The following is a 20,405-nucleotide window of genomic DNA, read 5'->3' as shown; positions in this document are numbered from 1 at the left end:
TGGTACTGCACTCGTGAGGGTGTGGGAGAGTAGGACGCCGCCGAACAATCATTCCCTCAAGGGGGCGCTCATGCCGAGCGCCCCCTTGAGGCGTTTCAGCGGTTCCCGTTGATGATCTCGCCGATTTCACCGACTGCCGGGTGCTCTCTTTCCAGCGGTGCCATGTGCGGATCAGGTACCACGCCCTGGGAGTTCTTCCAGTTCGGTGGGGACTCGAAGACACGGGCCCCGTACAGGGGGTTCGTGGGGTCGCGCCCGAGGATCGGGTCGACCGTGGGTGGGTTCGGGTCTTGGGCGCTCGCCTCGTACTTCGGGAGCTCGAAGTTGCTCAAGGTGTCGATTGCGTCGTTCGGCGCGGTGGTGGCGTGCACCCGCGACCCCATGTCCTCCGGGTTCACGCCGTCGAGCCTGAGTTCGCTGACGTGCTGGTTCCACGCGCCGGGGCTGGACACCAGCACCAGGTCGTCGGCGGCGAGGCTGTGCGCTTGGGCGGCGTGCGCGATCGTGGTCGAGCCGTAGCTGTGGCCCACAGCGGTGAGGTGGGCGCCGGGCGCGGTGACCCGCAGACCGTCGTGGAACCGGTCGAGGGCAACGCCTGCGTTGGCGGCGTAGGTCGGGTCGAGCGCGGAGGCGACGTCGTCGGGTGTGTCGTAGCCGACCCAGGCGATGACGGCGACCCTGCCATCCTTGGTGCCGCCGGCGCCGTCGGCCAGGGTGGTGGCGCGGTGGAGTTCGCCTTCGATGGTGCTGAGCGAGGTCCCGACACCCGGCACGAAGGTCGCGACATTGGCGGCCCCGTCGGGGTTGCCGTAGGCGACGATGGCCTTGCCGTCGCCCGCGGTGTCGAGGCCGAGCAGGTAGTAGCCGTTCCCGGTCGTGTGCTCGTCGCGGAGGCGTTCGAGCGCTCTGATCTGCTTGCCGAGCTGCTGGTACCGCTCGGCTTCGGCCATCGAGGACTCCTCGCCTCCTCGCAGTTCATCCTTGAGCTTCGCTCGTTCCGCCTCCAGCGCGGCGATCTCCCGGTCGAGGACGGCGCGATTGGCTTGGTCCCGGATCTCGGCGGGGATGCCGTCGAGGTTGCGGACCAGGTCAGGGTTGTTCCGCACGACGTCCTGGCGTTCGCCCGGCCCCAGGGACAGCCACCAGGTGTGGACGTCCTGCGGGGTCGCGCCCGGCGGTGGGGCGGGCGTCCGGCCGACCGGCGGGCCGCCGGTGATCCGCCCGGCGGCGTCGCTGATCAGCCTGTTCACCTCGCCCGCGAGTTGTTGGGCGAACGCGTTGCGCCGGAGGTCCGCCCCGATGCCGGTGATGCCCGCGTAACGCTCGGCGTTGGCGTCGAGGAGCTTGACGATCCCGTCCTTGGCGGTGGCGACCTCGTTGCCGAAGATCTCGGCACGTCGCGCCAGCTCGCCCATGTCGGCGCTCGTCGTCGCGGCACGGTGGAGGTGGTGCCGGACGAGACCGGTGAACACCGTCCCGGCCGCGTCGGGCCAGTCGGTGTTCACCGAGTTCAGGCTGTGCTCGGCGGCCTTGCCGTACTCGGCGCCGGTGCGTCGCCAGCTGTCGGCCAGCGCGTGCGCGGTCTCCTCGTTCGACACGGGCCAGGTGGCGCCCATGGCCTTCGCGCGCGTCCACAGCTCGGAGGTCGGTTCGGGGATGGCCACCTCAGCCACCACCCGAGAGCGCGCCCCTGGAGCGAACGTCCGCGGCGAGGTAGTCGATGACGGCGTCATGACCGGTCCGGCCGTCGCTCAGCAGCAGCTCCGGCACGAGGTCCGCGACCTGGCGCACCTTGGCGGCGTCGGCGTCGTAGCCGGCGCGGAACGCCTGCCCCAACGGGTCCGCGCCGATGCCCGCCTCGCCCGCGGCCAGCCCGGACTGCCCGTCCCGCCAGGTGGCGGCCAGCGTCTCGCCGGTGCCGGTGAGGCGGTGCAGCGCGGGCTCTATCCCGTCCACCTGCATGTGTGCGAATCCACCCATGACGCTCAAGATGGCGGGCCGCGTCCGGGCGCGGCGGGCCGTGGCCGCTACCGGTCACGCGCAGAGCCGCGTGGTGCGACTAGTTTTCCACCATGCACCACGAGCCCGATCCCCGAACGCAGCGCCGCTCCGGCGGGAACTCCGCCGCCGTCCAAGCCGACCTGGCCACGAGCCCGTTCCGCATCGACCGGGACCGGGTGGCCAGTTCGCCGTTCTTCGCCCGGCTCGGCGGCGTCACGCAGGTCATCAGCTCGACCGGATCGGGCCTGCTGGTGCACAACCGCCTGACGCACAGCCTGAAGGTGGCCCAGGCCGCCCGCGCCATCGCGGAACGGCTCAACACGCGCGCGGACGTGGCCAACCTGCTGGACAAGCTCGGTGGCTGTGACCCGGACGTGGTGGAGGCCGCGTCCCTGGCGCACGACCTGGGGCACCCGCCGTTCGGGCACCTCGGCGAGCAGGTGCTGGACCGGCTGGCCCGGCACCGGTTCGGGCTGTCGGACGGGTTCGAGGGCAACGCCCAGTCGTTCCGCATCGTCACGACGACCGATGTGCGTGGTCCGGCGGCGGTCGGGTTGGACCTCACGGTGGCGGTGCGCGCGGCGATGCTCAAGTACCCGTGGACGCGCCTGTCCTACCCGAAGCCGCACCCCCGGGACCTGCCCGCGCCGCCCCGTGGTGCCGCCGAGCCGACCGACGCTCCGGGCACGGGTTCCAGCAAGTTCTCCGCCTACGTCACCGAGCTGGAGGACGTCGAGCAGTCCCGCGCGTTCTACACGGCGAGGTTGGAGCCGTGGCAGCAGACGGTCGAGGCGTCGGTCATGGACACCGCCGACGACATCGCCTACGCCATCCACGACCTGGAGGACTTCCACCGCGTGGGCGTGCTCCAGCACGCCGCCGTGTCGACCGAGCTGAACACGTGGCTGGAGCACGCGGTGGAGCTGGCGGGTCTGAGCGCCGCCGACCTCACCGCGCAGGAACGCCGACCGGGCCGTTCGCTGGAGGCACTGCGCCGCCGGCTGCACGCGAAGGACTCGTGGGCGGTGCACGACGACGCGTTCGCGCACGCGGTGGCCAAGGTGCGCGCCGAGCTGGTGGACGGGCTGCTGGCGGTGCCGTTCGACGGTTCGGTGGAGGCCGAGCAGGCGGTGGCCGGGTTCTCCGCACGCTGGACGCGTCGCCTGGTGGACTCGGTCGGCGTGGTCGAGGAGCCGACGACGCGGTCCGGGCACGTGGTGCTGGCCGTGCCGCAGTGGCACGAGGTGCAGGTGCTGAAGTTCGTGCACCGCCGGTTCGTGCTGCTGCGCCCGGACCTCGCGCTGCACCAGCGGGGCCAGGCGCGGCTGCTGACGGCGCTGGTCGAGGCGTTGGAGCAGTGGGTGACCGATCGGCACGAGGCGAACCGGTTGCCGCGCCGGCTGCACGACCTGGTCGAGCTGGCCGGTGACGAGTACGCGGCCTTGGCCCGGACGGACCCGTCCGTGCTGGTCGGCGCCACGGGGGAGACGCCGTCGGGGCCGGACGCCGTTCGGGCGCTGGCCCGTGGCCGGGCGGTGGTCGACTTCATCGCCTCGCTCACCGACAACCAGGCCGCGGCGCTGCTCGACGCACTGTCCGGACGCACCGGTCAGCTGTGGACAGATGCTTTTGTACTGTGAAATGTGATGGATTCACCGTCTGAGAAGTAGGCCGAACGGTGGCAGACGGTACTTGTCCGTGCGCAATACGTTGACCCCTCGGTCGGAGACATCCGACCGCAGGTCGCGTGCGTCGGGGGCACGCACGAACTGGGGGAGACGCCTGTGCGCTCACCGAAACGCCGTTCGCGAAGAAACGCCCTGATCGCCGCGAGTGCCGCGGTGCTGTTGACCTTGGGCGTCGTGTCGCCCGCCTCCGCCGACCCGCCCAAGGCGTCGAAGGGCGTCGAGGACAGGACCGCCGCGCAGATCGCCGCGCTCCAGGCCATCAAGAAGTCCCTCACCGCCGCAGAGTCCAAAGTGGACAGCGCGCTCGTGGTCGAGCAGCGCCGCCGCGCCAACGCCACCACGTTCAACAAGCTCCCCGCGCTGCAGACCGGCGTGAAGGTCCACAGCGGAAACACCGTCGAGGTGGACATCCGCGCGTTCAAGGTCACCGACGACCTCGTCGCCGCGGTGAAGGCCGCCGGTGGAGGTATCCGGTCGGTCTCCACCGAGGGCAGGACGGTCCGCGCCCAGCTCCCGCTCACCGCGTTGACCAAGCTGTCCGCCCGCGGCGACGTGCGCCGCGTCGAGACCGCGGTCGAGTACAAGACGTACAACCAGAAGGACCGCAAGGCGGACCCGGCACCTTCCAAGGAGGACAAGGCCAGGGAGATCGAGGCACGCACCCGCGAGGCCTTGGTCGCGCCGCAGGCGGTCCGCACGGGAGAGGGCGACCGGGCGCACGCCGCCGACACCGCCCGCGAGGACTTCCGCGTCACCGGCACCGGCGTGAAGCTGTGCGCGCTGTCCGACGGCGTCGACTCGCTCGGCCTGTCGCAGGCCGCCGGTGAGCTGCCCGCCGGGATCGACGTGCTGGCCGGGCAGGAGGGCTCGGGCAACGAGGGCACCGCGATGCTGGAGATCCTCCACGACATCGCGCCGAACGCGAGCCTCGGCTTCGCCACCGCGGTCAACGGTGACGCGAGCTTCGCCGACAACATCCGCGCCCTGCGCTTCCGGCTGGGCTGCGACGTCATCGTCGACGACATCCTCTACTTCAACGAGTCGCCGTTCCAGGACGGCGTGATCGCGCAGGCCGTGGACGCGGTCACCGCCGACGGCGCGCTGTACTTCTCCTCCGCCGGTAACGACGGCAACGTCGCCGACGGCACCTCGGGCCACTGGGAGGGCCAGTTCGTCGACTCGGGCGTCGGCGTCGGCAAGTTCGCCGGCACCGCGCACGACTTCAACCCCTCGCCGGACGCCAAGCAGGTGTTCAACCCGCTGTCGGACAGCTCGGGCAACGTGCCCGTGACGCTGTTCTGGTCCGACCCGCTGGCCTCGTCGTTCAACGACTACGACCTGTACCTGGCGAACTCGCAGGGCAACGTGGTGGCGTTCAGCCAGGGCGTGCAGGACGGCAGCCAGGACCCGTACGAGCGGTTGAACACGCCCACCAGCGCGTACGGGCTGCGGCTGGCCGTGGTCAAGTTCCGCGGTGAGGACAAGTACCTGGCGCTGTCCGCCCTGGGCGGTCGGTTCAAGGACTCGTCCGACGGGCTCCAGAAGTTCGCCACGTCCGGCGTGACGCGCGGGCACTCGGCGGCCAAGGGCGCGATCAGCGTCGCGGCGGCACCGGCGAACGACCCGCTGCCGTTCGACCTGGAGCCGGGCGACCCGGCCAACCCGCGCGGCCCGTACCCGAACGCGTTCGACGGCACGCAGAAGCCCGAGCGGTTCACCTCCGACGGTCCGCGCCGGGTGTTCTTCGCGCCCGACGGCACGCCGAGCGAGGAGGTCCGGCAGAAGCCCGACCTGACCGCGGCGGACGGCGTGCAGACCAGCGTGGCCGGGTTCAACCCGTTCTTCGGCACGTCGGCGTCCGCGCCGAACGCCGCGGCCATCGCGGGCCTGGTGCTGTCCGGCAACCCCGGTCTGTCGCCCGCCGAGGTGCGGGAGGCGTTGACCGGCACCGCGATCGACATCGCCGAGGCGGGCGTGGACAACCGGACCGGCGCGGGCGTCGTGCGCGCCGACCTGGTGCTGGCCTACACCGGTGCCTCGCCGCAGCCGCTGGCGAAGGCGGCGAAGCCGTCCGTGGTCAACGACGCCGACGGCAGCCAGTACCTCAAGCCGGGCACCACGGCCACGGTCACCGTGCCGGTGGTCAACTCCGGTGACGGCACGGCCGCGTCGACCAGCCTCGTGCTCACCACGCCCACCGCGGGCGTGACGATCGCGCCCCGGTCGAAGTACTACGGCAACGTCGAGGTCGGCCAGACGGTCACCAACACGTTCAAGGTGAGCGTGCCCGCGTCGGCGGCCACCGGCTCGGCCGTCCGGCTGGACGCCCGGGTGACGTTCGCGGGCTCGACCTCGCCGACCACGAGCGCGTTCACGCTCAACGTCGGTGAGCCGTCCCGGGAGACGAAGACGTTCGCCTACACCGGGCCGGTCGCGGCCATCCCGGACAACGACGCCACCGGCGTCACGATCGAGATCCCGGTCAGCGGCGTCGGCCGCGGCTCCAGGATCGTGTTCTCGATCGACGGCGACACCTGCAGCTCGGCTGCGGGTGCGACGACCGTCGGCATCGACCACTCGTTCGTCGGTGACCTGGTCGGCACGCTGACCTCGCCGTCCGGCGCGACCGCGACGGTGTTCCAGCGCAACGGCTCCACCGGCAACAACCTGTGCCAGGTCGTGTTCGACGACACCGCCGCGCAGCCGTTCTCCGCGGTGACCAGCAACCTGGCGCCGTACACGGGCACGTGGCGGCCCACCACCCCGTTGGGCGCGTTGCTCGCCGAGCCGGTGGACGGCACGTGGACGTTCAAGGTCGTGGACGCGGCCGCGTCCGACCGCGGCTCGATCCGCGCGGTCTCGCTGAAGATCAACGGTTACGTCTGATCGTTCCGGTGACGTGAAAAGGGCCCCGGGAGCACGCTCCCGGGGCCCTTTTGTTCACGTGTTACTTCGGCCACTCCCAGCGGATGCCGAACACACCGGGCCCGAAGCCCAGTGCCACGGCGTGCACGCCACCCGCCGCGTCCAGGGCCAGGTTGCGCCGCCGGGACGGGGTCTCGTCACCGGCGGGCACGCTGAACTGCTGGCAGCGGGCGGGCAGGTTCGACTGGTCGAACCGCACCTCGATCACGTACTCGCGCACCGGCAGCCGGAACTTGCGGGCGAACGTGTTGTTGCCCGCCGGGTAGTGGCCCTCGGCGAACAGCAGCTCGTACTCCATGATGATGGTCTCGCCCCTGGTCAGGGGCCGGTCGAACATCATCTCGGCGGCCATGATGTTGGCCTCGGTGTCCTCGACCACCCGGCCGAGGTGGCAGTTGCGCAGGTTGACGACCTGCGGCAGCACGTTCGCCTGCTCGGTCTCGAACACAAGCGCCCACCGGTCCGGGCCGTCCTGCTCGGCGCGCAGGATCTGGCGCACCCACACCGAGCGCTGACCGCCGTCGGCGGCGATCTCGATCCGGTCGTGCTGGCTGATCCGGCCCAGCTTCACGTCCGACGACGTGTCCACCTTGGTGAGCAGGTTCGCGACCCGTTCGCGACGCGCCCACAGCGCGTCGATCGGCATCATCGTCGTCGGCCGGGACCGCCTGCCGCGCGGGCGCGGCGGGCCGAGCAGCGCGGACAGGCCCGCCTGCGGCACGCCGAGCACGGTCTCCAGGTGGCGCAGCGCCTCCAGCGACTCCGGTCGCTCGGGTCGGCGTCGGCCGGACTGCCAGTAACTCAGCGTGGCGACACTGATCGTGACCCCGCGCAGCGCGAGCCGGTGCTGGATGCGGTCGAGGCTCAGCCTGCTCGCTTTGATCGCGGCTCTCAGCGCCTCGGGGAAAGGCCCCGTGGTGAGAAGCTGCGCAAGACTGCCGTGGCCCGTCGAGTCGAGTTCGTCGACGGACAGGTTGGGTCGACCGGCAGCGTTGGTCATTGTGACTCCCCGCTGTCATGAGATCACGCCCCAGTGACCCTACCCGCCAACGCAGGGCGTTGGTGCCTTCCAGGTGGAGTCATTGATTGGGCCATACGGGTTACGAGTTCACTGGGGTCGGCATCGTTCTGTCAAGTGGTGAACATCCGTGCTCTCCCCTTTGTAAACCCGTCGGTAACATTGTGCAACGGCAGCTTCGGGGTCGTGCCGGCGGCCCCTTCGGGGTGCTATGCGGTCACGCTGTCCGCTCGCCCCGCCGGCCGCACGCCGTTGGCGGTCGTTGATCCGTTGGGCCTACTGTGTGCCCGGTGACCGCCGCCCAGGACCTCGTGCCCCTGCCGGAGGACCCGCTGACGGAGGTCGCCGCCGCCGTGCTCGGCGACGGCCATCACGTGGTGCTCGACCTGCTCGACGTCGTGCGGCACCACGGTGGGCGGCCCGTCGACGTGGTCCGCGCGGGCGACGACCTGCTGCCCCGGTTGGCCCACGAGAACGCGCTCGACCAGGCGCTGCTGCTGGCCCGGCAGGCGCTGCGGCCCGGTGGGCTGTTCGTCGCCGCCGTGCCCGAGCTGGACAAGCTCGGCACGCTGCGGCCCACCGCGCCGCCGCCGAAGGTGTCCGGGCGCGGCCCGGACCGGCAGGTGACCGTGCAGCTGTGGGACTGGGCGGCCGACGGTGAGTCCTACGCTCTCGAAGTCGTGCGGCTGGTGCGCGGCGCGGAGACGTGGGAGGTGGCCAACACCGTGTCGACCCGGCACCGGGTGTTGTCGCCCGAGCAGATCGCCGCGTCGCTGACCGAGGCCGGGTTCGGCGCGGTGCAGCGGCTCTCGCCCGCCGAGTGCGGGCACCCGCTGCCGGTCTGGGTCGCGGTCGCACCGGCATGAACAGGGTCCGCCCGGTCTCCGGTGGCGGCCGGGCGGTCGAAGTGCCGCCGGAACGCCTGGACGGGTGGTTCTCGCGGTTCGCCCTGCGTCACGGCGGCGTGGTGTCGACGTCGGTGACTCCGGGGTCTTGCCTGGTCACGGCGGTGGACGGTGCCACGGCTGCGGTGTCGGCCGCTTACGGTGAGTTCACTCCTCCGGGCGAGCACGAAGGACTGGTGCTCGACGCGCTGCTGGCGCACGCGTCCGCGTCGCGGCGGATCGGGTTGCTGCTCGTGCGGCTCGGCGGGCACAGCATCGGGGTGGCGCAGGACGGCGTGGTGCTCGTGTCGACCACCGACAGCCGGCAGGTGCACGGGCGCAACAAGGCGGGCGGGTGGTCGCAGCAGCGGTTCGCGCGGCGGCGGGAAGGGCAGGCGCGGGTCGCCCTCCAGGCGGCGGCGGACGATGCGGCGCGGGTGCTGGGGCCTCGGGTGGGTGAGCTGGACGCGGTCGTGCTCGGTGGTGACCGTCAGGCGTTGGACGTCCTGCGGGGTGACCGTCGGCTGGGCGAGGTGTTCGCGTTGGCGTCACCGCGCGTGTTGGACGTGCCGGAGCCCCGGCGGGCGGTGCTGGACGAGGCCGCCGAGCGGGCGCGGGCGGTGGAGGTCGTGGTCCGGGAAACTCCCGAGAACTCGTGACAACCCGCGGCGACCCCGACCGCATTGATAAGGGTGAGAGGGTGCCGACCAGCGGCGGCCTCACGAACCCGAGGAGCAGTCTTGCTGCGCAAACGACTCGTGCTGGCGGCGGGGGCCGTCGTGCTCGGCGGTATCGCCGTGGCGGGGACCGCGCTGGCGTCCGGCGGCGGGGACGAGGCGCCCGCGTCGACCACCACCCAGCCGCCCGCCACCTCCGTCACCACGTCGCCGCCCGCGCCGTCGCCCACCGCGTCGTCGCCGATCGAGACCTCGCCGCAGTCGACGGTCACCCGGCCGCCGATCAGCACCACCCCGGGGCCGTGGCCGACCACCACCACCGTGCGGCCCGAGCCGACGCCCCGGCCGACGTCCTCCCGCCCACCGGTGACCACCACGACGGTGACCACGTCGCCGGGCCCGTCGCACCCCGTGACGACCACGACCACCAGGCCGCCGCTGCCGACGACCACGACGGCCGCCCCGGGGCGTTGACGGCGTGAGCTGGGACGCGGAGTTCACCCACTACTTCGACCGGTGCGCCGACTCGATGCGCTTCACCGCGTTCTTGTTGTGCGGCAACCACCACGAGGCCGAAGACGTGGTGCAGTCCGCGTTCCTGAAGCTCTACCTGGCGGGCCCGAGGCTCGTGCAGCGCGAGGGGGTGGAGGCCTACCTGCGGCAGATCGTGGTGCGCACGTTCCTCGCGGAGCGCCGCCGGGTGCGGTGGAAACGGGAGAAGCTCACCGACGAGCTGCCGGACGTGCCGGAAGCGGGATCGTTGAGCGAGGACCGGCTGGTGGTGTGGCAGGCGTTGGACGCCGTGCCCGCCAAGCAGCGTGCGACGCTCGTGCTGCGGTTCTGGCACGACCTGGGGGTGGAGGAGACGGCCGCGGCCCTCGGCTGCTCGGAGGGCACGGTGAAGAGCAACACGAGCCGCGGCCTGAAGGCGTTGAGGCAGCGGCTGGGACCGGAGTTCAGCGCGTTGTGGCAGGAGGTGTCGCGCGGTGCTTGAGGACGAGCTGAAGAAGACGTTCGAACAACTGAACATCCAACCGGTGCCACGCACGTTCGGGGCGGTGGACATCGTCTTCCGGGGCACCGCCGTCAAACGCCGCCGCCGCACCTACGCCGTGGCCGCCGCCGGCACCGGCACCGCCGTGGTCGCGGTGGTGGTCGCCTTCGCCCTGAGCCGGCCCCCGGACCCGACCGACAGCGGTCCCGCCGGCCCGCCGGGTCCGGAGATCAGCACGAGCAGATCGGTCGAGCCCCACCCCGCGACCAGCTCACCCGAAGGCACCGCCTCGTCCCCGGTGTCCACCACGCCCACGACCACCACGACGATCCCCGACCGCGCCCCCGTCCCGACCACCACCACGACCAGGACCACGGTCCCCGGCTCCACCGCGACCCCGCCGGGACTCACCACCTCCACCCACCGACCTCACGTCACCACCACGCGCTAGCCGCCCAGCCGGCCGCGCTCGTGACGGCGGGACCCGCCGCCGCGAGCCCCGCCGTTCACCCCGACCCGGCCGACCTACCCCAACGTGCCGGTGGCCAGCAGCCCGCCGTCCACGCGCACGGTCTCGCCGGTGATCCACTCGGCGGCGTCCGATGCCAGGAACGCGACCAACCGCGCCACGTCCTCGGGCGTCCCGAGCCGCTTCATCGGGTAGCCGGCCGCCGCCTCCTCCTCGCGTCCCGTGTACAGCGCCTCGGCGAAACGCGTCTTCACCACCGCCGGCGCGACCGCGTTCACCCGCACCTGCGGACCCAGCTGCCACGCCAACTCCTCCGTCAACCGGATCAGCGCCGCCTTGCTCGCCCCGTACGCCCCGATCACCCCGGTCGACCGCAGCCCGCCCACCGACGCGATGTTCACCACCGCACCGCCGTGCTCCCGCATCCACGCCTTCCACGCCAGCTGCACGAACCCGAGCGCCGCCACCACGTTGACGTCGAAGATCTTCCGCACCGCGTCGAGGTCCGCGTCCACCAGAGCGCCGAACACGGGGTTGATGCCGGTGTTGTTCACGAGCACGTCCAGCCGACCGAACCGCTCCACGGTCGCCTCGACGGCCCGCGCGCGGTCGTCCGCGCTGCCCGCGTTCCCCGGCACCGCAAGCACACGATCGGGTGAGACGCCCGTCGCGGCCGCCAGGGATTCGGCCGCCGCCGTCACGGCCTCCGCCTTGCGCGACGTGATCGTCACCGACGCGCCGCGCGACAGCAGCTCCGCCGCGATGCCGTACCCGATGCCCCGACTGGCGCCCGTGACCAGGGCCGCCCTGCCCGTGAAGTCCGTAGTCATAGCGGGCAATCTATGCCGGTCGACACATACCCGTAATCGGGTGGCGCCCACCCCGTAGACTGGAACCGTGGTCATCTTGATCGAGTAGGTCCCGCGCCCAGCCGCGCCGTTGACCTCGCACGACCACACACCGGAGTAAAACTTGATCACCGCAACCGATCTCGAGTTGCGCGCGGGCTCGCGCATCCTGCTGTCCGACGCCACCCTCCGCGTCCAGCCGGGCGACCGCATCGGCCTCGTCGGCCGCAACGGCGCCGGCAAGACCACGTCACTGCGCGTCCTCGCGGGCGAGGGCCAGCCGTACGCGGGCGAGGTCCGCCGCACCGGCGAGCTCGGCTACCTGCCCCAGGACCCGCGCGAGGGCGACCTGTCCGTCATCGCCAAGGACCGCGTGCTGTCCGCGCGCGGCCTGGACCAGCTTCTCCGCGACATGGAGAAGATGCAGTCCACGATGGCCGAGCTGGTCGACGACAACGAGCTGCAGGTCGCCGTGCGCAAGTACGGGCGCCTCGAAGAGCGGTTCGCCGCCCTCGGCGGGTACGCGGCCGAGAGCGAAGCCGCCCGCATCTGCGCCAACCTCGGCCTGGCCGACCGCGTGCTCGCCCAGCCGCTGCGCACGCTGTCCGGTGGTCAACGCCGCCGCGTCGAGCTGGCCCGCATCCTGTTCGCCGCCTCCGAGGGCGGCGTCGGCGCGAAGTCCAGCACGATCCTGCTGATCGACGAGCCGACCAACCACCTCGACGCGGACTCGATCGCGTGGCTTCGCGGGTTCCTCAAGTCCCACGAGGGCGGCCTGGTCGTGATCAGCCACGACGTCGAACTCCTGGACGACGTGGTCAACAAGGTGTGGTTCCTCGACGCGACGCGCGGCGAGGTCGACATCTACAACATGGGCTGGAAGAAGTACCTCGAAGCGCGGGCCGCCGACGAGAAGCGCCGCCGTCGTGAGCGCGCCAACGCGGAGAAGAAGGCCGGCGCGCTCATGGCGCAGGCGGACAAGATGCGCGCGAAGGCCACCAAGGCGGTCGCCGCGCAGAACATGGCCCGCCGTGCCGAGAAGCTGCTCTCCGGCCTGGAGGACACCCGCCAGGCCGACAAGGTCGCCAAGATCCGCTTCCCGCAGCCCGCGGCGTGCGGCAGGACGCCGTTGACGGCCGAGGGCCTGAGCAAGTCGTACGGCTCGCTGGAGGTCTTCACCGGCGTCGACCTGGCCATCGACCGCGGGTCGCGCGTGGTCATCCTCGGGCTCAACGGCGCGGGCAAGACCACGCTGCTGCGCCTGATCGGCTCGATGGAACACCCGGACAGCGGCGAGGTGATCGCCGGTCACGGCCTCAAGCTCGGGTACTTCGCCCAGGAGCACGAGACGCTCGACCACGAGGCCACGGTGTGGCAGAACATCCGCCACGCCGCGCCGGACGTGCCCGAACAGCAGCTGCGGTCGCTGCTGGGCACGTTCCTGTTCAGCGGTGAGCAGCTCGAACAGCCCGCCGGCACGCTGTCGGGCGGTGAGAAGACCCGGTTGGCGCTGGCCGGCCTGGTGTCGAGCGCGGCGAACGTGCTGCTGCTGGACGAGCCGACGAACAACCTCGACCCGGCCAGCCGCGAGCAGGTGCTCGACGCGTTGCGCCGCTACGAGGGTGCCGTCGTGCTGGTCACGCACGACCCCGGGGCGGTGGAAGCCCTAGAGCCCGAGCGGGTGATCCTGCTGCCCGACGGCACCGAGGACCACTGGTCCCAGGAGTACCTGGAACTCGTGCAGTTGGCCTGAGGCAACGGGTTTCGCCGTTCACGCCGTAACGTGAGCACTGATCGACTCTGCGTGATCCCGCGACCGCTCGCAGATCATTTCGCTTGATCACCTGGCGTTCTTGGTCTTCGTGTTCGATCATTGCGACGACAGGGGCTTTCGAAGGCCCGACCTGCTGTCTACGGAAGGCGGGACAAGGTGGCTGACCTGAAGAAGGGCGCCCGGATCACCGGCGCCACGCGGGACAAGCTGGCCGCTGACCTGAAGAAGAAGTACGAAAAGGGCGCGAGCATCCGGGCGTTGGCCGAGTCCACCGGACGCTCCTACGGCTTCGTGCACCGGGTGCTCAGCGAGTCCGGTGTGCAGCTGCGCGGTCGCGGTGGCGCCACCCGCACGAAGAAGAAGTAAGCTACCCTCCGGTAACCTTACGGCGTCGAGGAGAGACGACGCCTGACGAAACCCGGAGGTTCACGCATGTCGGCACCGACCACCATCGACGCCGGCCTGCTGGAACGCGGAGGCGTGCGGCTCGTCGTGGACGGACCGCGCGCGACGATCACGCTCGACCGTCCCGACGTGCTCAACGCACAGACGCCGTCGACCTGGGTGGCGTTGCGGACGATCGGTGAACAGCTGGGCCCGGACGTCCGCGTCGTGGTCGTCCGGGGTTCCGGTCGTGCCTTTTCCGCGGGCCTCGACCGGCGCATGTTCACGGGCGCCCCGGTGGAGGGCGAACCGGGTCTGCCGGAGATCACGCGACGGGGACCCGAGGCAGGCGCCGCGCTGATCGCGGAGTTCCAAGAAGGCTTCCGCTGGCTGCGCGACCCGGCTCGGGTGACGATCGCCGCCGTGCGCGGGCACGCGGTCGGCGCGGGGTTCCAACTCGCGCTCGCGTGCGACTTCCGCGTGGCCGCCGACGACGTCAACTTCTGCATGGCCGAAACGTCGCTCGGCCTGGTGCCCGACCTGGGCGGCACGTTGCCCCTGGTGCGCCTGGTCGGGTACTCGCGCGCGGCCGAGATCTGCCTGACCGGAAGGCGGGTCGGCGCCGAGGAGGCGCTGCGCATCGGCCTCGCGAACTCCGTCGTGCCCGCGGACGGCTTGGACGAGGCGGTCGACACCCTGGTCGCCCAGGTGCTGCAGCCGATGCCGGGCGCAGTCCGAGAAACCCTGGCCCTCCTCGCGTCCGCCGCCGACGGCGCCTCCGAGGACACCCAACTGCGCTCCGAACGCGAAGCCCAACTCCGCCGCCTCGCCGAACTGACCGCCCTGGCCAACGGCCAGAACTGAGCCCCCAAACACGATCGGGTGAGATCGCCCCAAAAATGTACGGAAACACTGTTCCCGTACCTCGGTTGATATGACGGAGCCCCGAACCACCCCACCACGACCGCAACCCTGACCCACCCCCCAAGCCCGCCCGCCACCGCCCCACCGCCACCGCCGCCGCCCATCACCCGCCCGCTCGACCACGCGGGCCCGCACGGCCACAGCTGGCCCGCTCGGCGACGGCGGGACCGCCCGCCCAGCCACGACGGGATCGCTCGGCCGCCGCCAGGCAGCTCCACCGCCGCCGGGCCGCCGCCGCGCTTGCCGCCACCGCCCGAACCGCGCACCGGCAGCGCCCAGGGCCGGCCGTGGCAGCGCGGCCTGGGGCCGACCGTGCAGTGCGTCGCCGCAGTCGTGCCGCGCGTCGCCGCAGTCGTGCCGCGCGGACTCGCCGTGCCAACGCCGGTGGCGCGAGGCGCTGCCCGGCCTGGTCCGCCGCCGTGTTGGCCCCGTCTCGGCTCGCCCGAAGCCGTGTCCGCCGCATCCCGACTGGCCCGCCGCCGCACCGCTCGGCCGGTGCCGGGCTCGCCAGGCCGTTGGGGGCGGGTGGCGGGCCGGCCGCAGGGCCGGTTGGGGGTTTGTGGGCGCCGATCTCGGTCTGTCGTCCGCGGGGCGTGTGCACGAACGGGAACGTCGGGTGTGCTGTGGGCGTTACCGTCTGTCGTGGACGGTTCTTGGGGATTGATGCGCAGCGCGATGCGGGCTTCGGACGCGCCCACGGGGGTGCGGCGGGGGACGTTTCGGCGGGTGTTGGGGTTCGCGGCGCCGCATCGGGCGAAGTTGGTCGTGTTCCTGCTGCTCACGGTGGCTTCCGCGGTGCTCGCGGTCAGTACGCCGGTGCTCGCGGGGCGGGTGGTGGATGCGATCGTCGGCGGGCGGGACGTGTCCGTCGTGGTGTGGTTGGCCGTCGTGATCGCGGGGATCGCGGTGGTGGACGCGGGGCTCGGGTTGGTCGAGCGGTGGCAGTCGGCGCGGATCGGCGAAGGGCTCATCCACGACCTGCGGCGCGCCGTGTACGAGCACGTGCAGCGCATGCCCATCGCGTTCTTCACCCGAACGCGCACCGGGGCGCTGGTCAGCAGGCTGAACAACGACGTGATCGGCGCGCAGCGGGCGTTCACGTCGACGCTCTCGGGCGTCGTCACCAACGTCATCCAGCTGGGGCTCTCCCTGGGCGTGATGTTCACCCTTTCGTGGCAGGTGACCGCGCTCGCCCTGGTGTTGCTGCCGGTCTTCGTGATCCCCGCGCGCCGCATGGGCAGCCGGATGGCGGACCTGCAGCGGGAAGCGTCCACGCTCAACGCGGGCATGACCACCCAGATGACCGAGCGGTTCTCCGCACCCGGCGCGACGTTGGTGAAGCTGTTCGGCCGACCGGAGGCCGAGGCCGCCGAGTTCGACCAACGGGCGGCGCGCGTCCGCGACATCGGCGTCCGCACGGCGATGGCGACCCGCTGGTTCATGACCGGCCTGACGCTGGTCTCCGCCCTCGCCCAAGCCCTCGTCTACGGCCTCGGCGGCTACCTCGCGCTCACCGGCCACCTGGCTGCGGGCACCGTCGTCTCGCTCGCGCTCCTGCTCACCCGCCTCTACTCACCGCTCACCGCCCTGGCCAACGCCCGGGTCGACGTGATGACCGCCCTCGTCTCGTTCGAACGGGTGTTCGAAGTGCTCGACCTGAAGCCGATGATCGCCGAACCGCCCCACCCGCGCCGCGTGCCGGACGGCCCGGTGTCCGTCGAGTTCGAGGACGTCCGGTTCGCCTACCCGCCGGCCGACAAGGTCTCACTGGCCTCACTGGAATCAGTGGCCACACTGGACACACGCGGTGGCGAGGAGGTGTTGCACGGCGTCAGCTTCCGCGCCGAGCCGGGTCAGCTCGTGGCGCTCGTCGGGTCCTCCGGCGCGGGCAAGTCGACCATCGCCTCGCTCGTCCCCCGGCTCTACGAAGTCGACTCCGGCGCCGTCCGACTGTCCGATGTGGACGTGCGCGAACTGGCGTTCGACTCGCTGCGGGAAACCGTCGGCGTCGTCACCCAGGACGGTCACCTGTTCCACGACACGATCCGCGCGAACCTGAGCTACCCGCGACCGGACGCGACCGAGGACGAACTGTGGGACGCGCTGCGCCGCGCACGCCTGGACCACCTGGTCGAATCACTCCCGGACGGCCTCGACACGGTGGTCGGTGAACGCGGCTACCGGCTCTCGGGCGGCGAACGGCAGCGGCTCACCATCGCCCGGCTGCTCCTGGCCCGGCCGCGCGTGGTCATCCTGGACGAGGCGACCGCGCACCTGGACTCCGAGTCGGAGGCCGCCGTGCAGGTCGCGCTGACCGAGGCGTTGCGCGGCCGGACCGCGTTGGTGATCGCGCACCGGCTGTCCACCATCCGTGCGGCCGACCAGATCCTGGTCGTGGAGGACGGACGTGTGGTCGAACGCGGCACGCACACCGAACTGCTGGCGGCCCAGGGCCGTTACGCCGACCTGTACCGCACGCAGTTCGACGAAACGCCTGCCGTGACGGACGACCTGGAGGCCGCTGTCTGAAGCGACGTGCGCAGCGGCGTTCAGAGCGCGCCGAGGAACGTGCCGGTGGCGGCCACCGCGACCTTGGACGAGCCACCGTTCACCACGAGCACGGAGAACGCCAGGTCACCGCGGTAGCCGATGAACCAGCCGTGCGACCGCGTGCCGTCACCGAACTGCGCGGTGCCGGTCTTGCCGCGCACCCCGCCGTAACCGGCCAGCTCACGGGCCGTGCCGCCGGTGACGACCTGGCCCATCATCGACCGCAACGCGCTCGTGACGCCGCCGGGCAGCGCCGCCGGTGCCGCGCCCTCGGTCGGGATCTCGCGGATCAGCTGCGGGACCGGCGTGCGACCGTTGGCGACCGTGGCCGCGACCAGCGCCATGCCGAACGGCGTCGCCTGCGTCTGGCCCTGCCCGATGCCCGCCTCGACCCGGGCGGGCACGGAGTCGGCGGGCGGGATCTTGCCGGTGTTCGTGGTGATGCCCGCGACGGTGAAGTCCGACGCCAGCCCGAAGTACGCGGCGGCGTCGGGCAGAGCCGTCGGCGGCATGGTGGCGGCCAACTGGCTGAAGCTGGTGTTGCACGACGCCGCGAACGCCCGGTGCAACGGCACCGTACCCAGCTCGAACGAGTCGTCGTTGGTGATCTGCCTGGTGCCGATGGTCGCCTTGCCGGGGCACGGCACGGGAGTGTCGGCCGTCGCCAGACCGCCGGTCAACGCCGCCGTCGCGGTGACGACCTTGAACGTCGACCCCGGCTCGTAGTGGCCGTACAGCGCGAGCGGGTCGTTGCCCGTGATCGCGTTCTGCGCCACGGCCAGGATCTCACCGGTCGACGGCTGGATCGCCACCAGCATCGCCGCCTGCCCGCCCACCTGGTCGACCGCGGCCTGCGCGGCGGCCTGCGTGACCGGGTCCAGCGTGACCGTCATCGTCTTCACGGCCTGCGGCTTCTGCTCCTGCAGCACGGTGACCGGCGTCCCGGCCTGGTCGACGATCACGACCTGCCAGCCCGGCGTGCCGTTCAAGCTGCCGACCTCCTGCCGCACCGAACCCATCACCACCGGGGCGAAGTCCGGCGGCACCGGCCGACCCGTGCGGTCGACCAGCGCGCCCTCCGCGGACAGCGTGCGGTAGGCCAGGCTCTGGCCCTCGGCGAGCTGCGGGTGCAGCAGGGACGGTGACCAGTGGACGCGCCACTGGTCGTCCACCAGCCGCAACCCGACCTTGGTCGCGTACTTCAGCGGCACGCCGCCCGGCAACGTCCACGTGATGTTCACGTCGGCTTCGGTCGTCGTGGCGTCTTCGGCGACCTGTGGCAGCAGGCCGAGTTGGGCGTGGAACGACGCGCCCGGCATGCCCTGTTGCGCCCGGGCGAGTGCCGCGCCCGCCGCGTCCGCCGCGTCGGTGGCCGCCGCCGCCTGTCCCGCCTGGCCGGACGCCATCGCGGTGAAGAACCGCTGGGCGACGACACCCGGGCCCACCCGTTCGGGCTTGTCCTGGGCCTTCGGCTCACCGCCCGACCGCAGCACCACCACACCCGCGACGATCACCGCGACCGCCGCGGTGCCCCCGACAGCCAGTACCCACCGCTTCGCTCTTTTGTTCACGAATATCCCCCTTTAGCGATCGGAGGTTAACCCGACCGTGTGGAGGATTCGTGAACGTCGCTCAGCCCAGCTGGGGCACCCGCGTCTGGTACTTGCGCAGCAGGTCGGCGTTGGCCTTGTCGCCGCCCTCGACGTTCGCGCTGCGCCACAGCGGCAGCGCCACGCCCGCCTCGGCGGCCTTGTCGAACAGGCGCACCGTCAGCAGGTTCCACAGGAAGGCGGTCGCGATCGTGGACACGGCGGCGGTGACCGGGTTGGCGGGCGGGTAGGTCGCGTCGCCGGGGGGCACGAGGTTGTCCAGCACCACGGTGGCGTTCTCGGCGAGGGTCGTGCCGGCGCGGCGCGGTGCCAGCGCGCTGGCGGCGACCGACGTCACCGCGACCACGGGGCAGCCGGCGTCGGCCGCGAGGATCGCGAGTTCCACCGGGTAGGGGTTCACGCCGGAGGTGGAGAAGACGAACAGCACGTCGTGCGCGGCCAGACCCGCTTCGCGCAGCACTTCGGCGGCCAGGCCGGAGCGGCGTTCGGCGGACGTGCTGCTGACCGCGCCGTGCATCGGCAGGAGTTCGGGGTGGTAGATCGGTCGGACGCAGGCCAGGCCGCCGGCGCGGTAGAACGTCTCGGCGACCGCGGCCAGGGAGTGGCCCGCGCCCGCGGTGAGCACCATGCCGTCCGCGCGCACGCTCGCCAGCACCAGTTCCGCCACGTCGTCCAGGGCTGCCGCGTTCTGCTGCTCCACCCTGGTGAGGTGGGTGCGCACGACGTCGCCGTAGTCGGTGTCGGTCACGGGCTCGGTCGTCATGCGGTCCTCCAGTGGTCTATACCAAAAGGTGCTGGTGCCGTAGTCCTACCGGATCGTCCCATCACCCGCCAGGGTGTTGACTGCCGAACATCCATGCTGTTCAAATGAACAGCATGGATGTGTCGTGGCGTCACGAAAAGATCCTCCACCGCTTGCGGGGTGGTGAGCGGGTGTCCGTCGGCAGCCTGGCCGAGCTGGTGGGTGCTTCGGAGATGACGGTGCGGCGCGACCTCGACGTGCTGGAGCGGGAAGGGCTGCTGCGGCGGGTGCGGGGTGCCGCGGTGAGCATGTTGACGGGGGAGGAGACGCCGTACGCGGCGCGGGCGCGGCAGCGGTTGGTGGCGAAGCGGCGGATCGGGGCGGCCGTCGCCGGGCTGCTGGACGACGGCGAGACGGTGGTGCTCGACGGTGGCAGCACGACGGTCGAGGTGGCGCGGCGGCTGATCGACCGCCGGCTCACCGTCCTGCCGCTGTCGTTGCACTCGGCGGACGTGCTGCGGGGTGCTGAGCAGGTGCGGATGGTGTTGCCGGGCGGTGACATCCGGCCCGGTGAGCTGGCGTTCGTGGGGCCGTTGACCGAGCACGCGTTCCAGGTGATGCGGTTCGACACGGTGGTGCTCGGCAGCTGCGGGCTGAGCGCGCGCAATGGTGTGTCGGCGCACGATTTGGCGGAGGGCGCGGTGAAGAAGGCGGCCGTCGACGCGTCGGCGCGGGTGGTCGCGGCGATCGACAGCTCGAAGTTCGGGCGGACGGCGTTCGGTCGGGTGTGCCCGGTGGACGAGATCGACGTGCTGGTCACGGACTCGGACGCGCCGGAGGCGGAGGTGCGCCGGATTCGCGAGGCGGGCGTGGAGGTGAGGCTCGTCTGACGGCGCGCGATGCGGCCGGTGCCCGCA

The 20,405-nt window shown here is 71.7% G+C and carries 18 protein-coding genes; 11 read left to right on the top strand and 7 right to left on the bottom strand.

All coding sequences use genetic code 11. The features are described 5' to 3' along the window. Positions 1-95 precede the first annotated feature (95 nt). Both A6A25_RS42050 and A6A25_RS42045 read right to left on the bottom strand, forming a co-directional pair. Positions 96-1,664 carry a WXG100-like domain-containing protein gene (locus A6A25_RS42050; protein ID WP_073900211.1) on the bottom strand — a complete coding sequence of 523 codons (1,569 nt, stop codon included), beginning with the start codon at positions 1,662-1,664 and terminating at the stop codon, positions 96-98. 1 nt (position 1,665) lies between these two features. Continuing rightward, complete coding sequence (locus A6A25_RS42045) at positions 1,666-1,980, bottom strand: hypothetical protein (RefSeq protein ID WP_143193762.1); 315 nt, start codon at positions 1,978-1,980, stop codon at positions 1,666-1,668. 92 nt (positions 1,981-2,072) lie between these two features. Here A6A25_RS42045 and A6A25_RS42040 point away from each other — a divergent pair, with 92 nt between their 5' ends. Both A6A25_RS42040 and A6A25_RS42035 read left to right on the top strand, forming a co-directional pair. Further along, on the top strand, positions 2,073-3,641 hold the full coding sequence (locus A6A25_RS42040; RefSeq protein WP_073900205.1) for a deoxyguanosinetriphosphate triphosphohydrolase family protein: 1,569 nt from the start codon (positions 2,073-2,075) through the stop codon (positions 3,639-3,641). Positions 3,642-3,842: 201 nt separating this feature from the next. Further along, entirely contained in the window at positions 3,843-6,575 is a 2,733-nt protein-coding gene (locus A6A25_RS42035) for a S8 family serine peptidase (RefSeq protein ID WP_380735920.1), read from the top strand. A gap of 61 nt (positions 6,576-6,636) precedes the next feature. On the opposite strand, the gene A6A25_RS42030 is transcribed toward A6A25_RS42035, so the two are convergent. Next, the gene (locus A6A25_RS42030; RefSeq protein WP_073900201.1) at positions 6,637-7,614 is read right to left on the bottom strand and encodes a helix-turn-helix transcriptional regulator; all 978 of its coding nucleotides are present in this window, start codon (positions 7,612-7,614) and stop codon (positions 6,637-6,639) included. Between the two features lie 308 nt (positions 7,615-7,922). On the opposite strand from A6A25_RS42030, the gene A6A25_RS42025 reads away from it, so the two are divergent. The 4 genes from A6A25_RS42025 (at position 7,923) to A6A25_RS42010 (ending at position 10,187) form a co-directional block, all read left to right on the top strand. Next, on the top strand, positions 7,923-8,498 hold the full coding sequence (locus A6A25_RS42025) for a hypothetical protein (protein WP_241829210.1): 576 nt from the start codon (positions 7,923-7,925) through the stop codon (positions 8,496-8,498). Next, positions 8,495-9,175 carry an acVLRF1 family peptidyl-tRNA hydrolase gene (locus A6A25_RS42020; protein WP_073900197.1) on the top strand — a complete coding sequence of 227 codons (681 nt, stop codon included), beginning with the start codon at positions 8,495-8,497 and terminating at the stop codon, positions 9,173-9,175. The genes A6A25_RS42025 and A6A25_RS42020 overlap by 4 nt, the downstream gene beginning before the upstream one ends. A gap of 81 nt (positions 9,176-9,256) precedes the next feature. Further along, positions 9,257-9,667: a hypothetical protein gene (locus tag A6A25_RS42015; protein ID WP_073900195.1), complete on the top strand. Its 411-nt coding sequence runs from the start codon at positions 9,257-9,259 to the stop codon at positions 9,665-9,667. Positions 9,668-9,671: 4 nt separating this feature from the next. Further along, complete coding sequence (locus A6A25_RS42010; RefSeq protein WP_073900193.1) at positions 9,672-10,187, top strand: SigE family RNA polymerase sigma factor; 516 nt, start codon at positions 9,672-9,674, stop codon at positions 10,185-10,187. Between the two features lie 111 nt (positions 10,188-10,298). Here A6A25_RS42010 and A6A25_RS43775 read toward each other — a convergent pair whose 3' ends face one another. Together A6A25_RS43775 and A6A25_RS42000 are read right to left on the bottom strand one after the other, a co-directional pair. Beyond that, positions 10,299-10,607 carry a hypothetical protein gene (locus A6A25_RS43775; RefSeq protein WP_143193761.1) on the bottom strand — a complete coding sequence of 103 codons (309 nt, stop codon included), beginning with the start codon at positions 10,605-10,607 and terminating at the stop codon, positions 10,299-10,301. A 105-nt stretch (positions 10,608-10,712) separates the two neighbouring features. Next, positions 10,713-11,486 carry an SDR family oxidoreductase gene (locus tag A6A25_RS42000; RefSeq protein WP_073900190.1) on the bottom strand — a complete coding sequence of 258 codons (774 nt, stop codon included), beginning with the start codon at positions 11,484-11,486 and terminating at the stop codon, positions 10,713-10,715. A 142-nt stretch (positions 11,487-11,628) separates the two neighbouring features. Here A6A25_RS42000 and A6A25_RS41995 point away from each other — a divergent pair, with 142 nt between their 5' ends. The 4 genes from A6A25_RS41995 (at position 11,629) to A6A25_RS41980 (ending at position 17,115) form a co-directional block, all read left to right on the top strand. Further along, the gene (locus A6A25_RS41995) at positions 11,629-13,257 is read left to right on the top strand and encodes an ABC-F family ATP-binding cassette domain-containing protein (RefSeq protein ID WP_073900189.1); all 1,629 of its coding nucleotides are present in this window, start codon (positions 11,629-11,631) and stop codon (positions 13,255-13,257) included. A gap of 177 nt (positions 13,258-13,434) precedes the next feature. Beyond that, positions 13,435-13,644 (top strand): helix-turn-helix domain-containing protein, encoded by a 210-nt coding sequence (locus A6A25_RS41990; RefSeq protein WP_015103570.1) that lies wholly within the window; start codon positions 13,435-13,437, stop codon positions 13,642-13,644. 66 nt (positions 13,645-13,710) lie between these two features. Next, positions 13,711-14,526 carry an enoyl-CoA hydratase/isomerase family protein gene (locus tag A6A25_RS41985; RefSeq protein ID WP_073900188.1) on the top strand — a complete coding sequence of 272 codons (816 nt, stop codon included), beginning with the start codon at positions 13,711-13,713 and terminating at the stop codon, positions 14,524-14,526. A gap of 702 nt (positions 14,527-15,228) precedes the next feature. Further along, positions 15,229-17,115 (top strand): ABC transporter ATP-binding protein, encoded by a 1,887-nt coding sequence (locus tag A6A25_RS41980; RefSeq protein ID WP_073900186.1) that lies wholly within the window; start codon positions 15,229-15,231, stop codon positions 17,113-17,115. A gap of 20 nt (positions 17,116-17,135) precedes the next feature. On the opposite strand, the gene A6A25_RS41975 is transcribed toward A6A25_RS41980, so the two are convergent. Both A6A25_RS41975 and A6A25_RS41970 read right to left on the bottom strand, forming a co-directional pair. After that, positions 17,136-18,707 (bottom strand): penicillin-binding transpeptidase domain-containing protein, encoded by a 1,572-nt coding sequence (locus A6A25_RS41975; RefSeq protein ID WP_073900184.1) that lies wholly within the window; start codon positions 18,705-18,707, stop codon positions 17,136-17,138. 61 nt (positions 18,708-18,768) lie between these two features. Continuing rightward, on the bottom strand, positions 18,769-19,509 hold the full coding sequence (locus A6A25_RS41970) for an SIS domain-containing protein (RefSeq protein ID WP_143193760.1): 741 nt from the start codon (positions 19,507-19,509) through the stop codon (positions 18,769-18,771). Positions 19,510-19,613: 104 nt separating this feature from the next. Between A6A25_RS41970 and A6A25_RS41965 the strand changes: the two genes are divergently transcribed. Then, complete coding sequence (locus A6A25_RS41965) at positions 19,614-20,378, top strand: DeoR/GlpR family DNA-binding transcription regulator (RefSeq protein ID WP_143193759.1); 765 nt, start codon at positions 19,614-19,616, stop codon at positions 20,376-20,378. Positions 20,379-20,405 lie beyond the last annotated feature (27 nt).

Source organism: Saccharothrix sp. CB00851 (assembly GCF_001905065.1).
In the GTDB taxonomy this organism is placed as follows: Bacteria; Actinomycetota; Actinomycetes; order Mycobacteriales; family Pseudonocardiaceae; genus Actinosynnema.
Note: the sequence above shows the minus strand (reverse complement) of the source record. Positions and strands in the feature narration are given on the sequence as shown.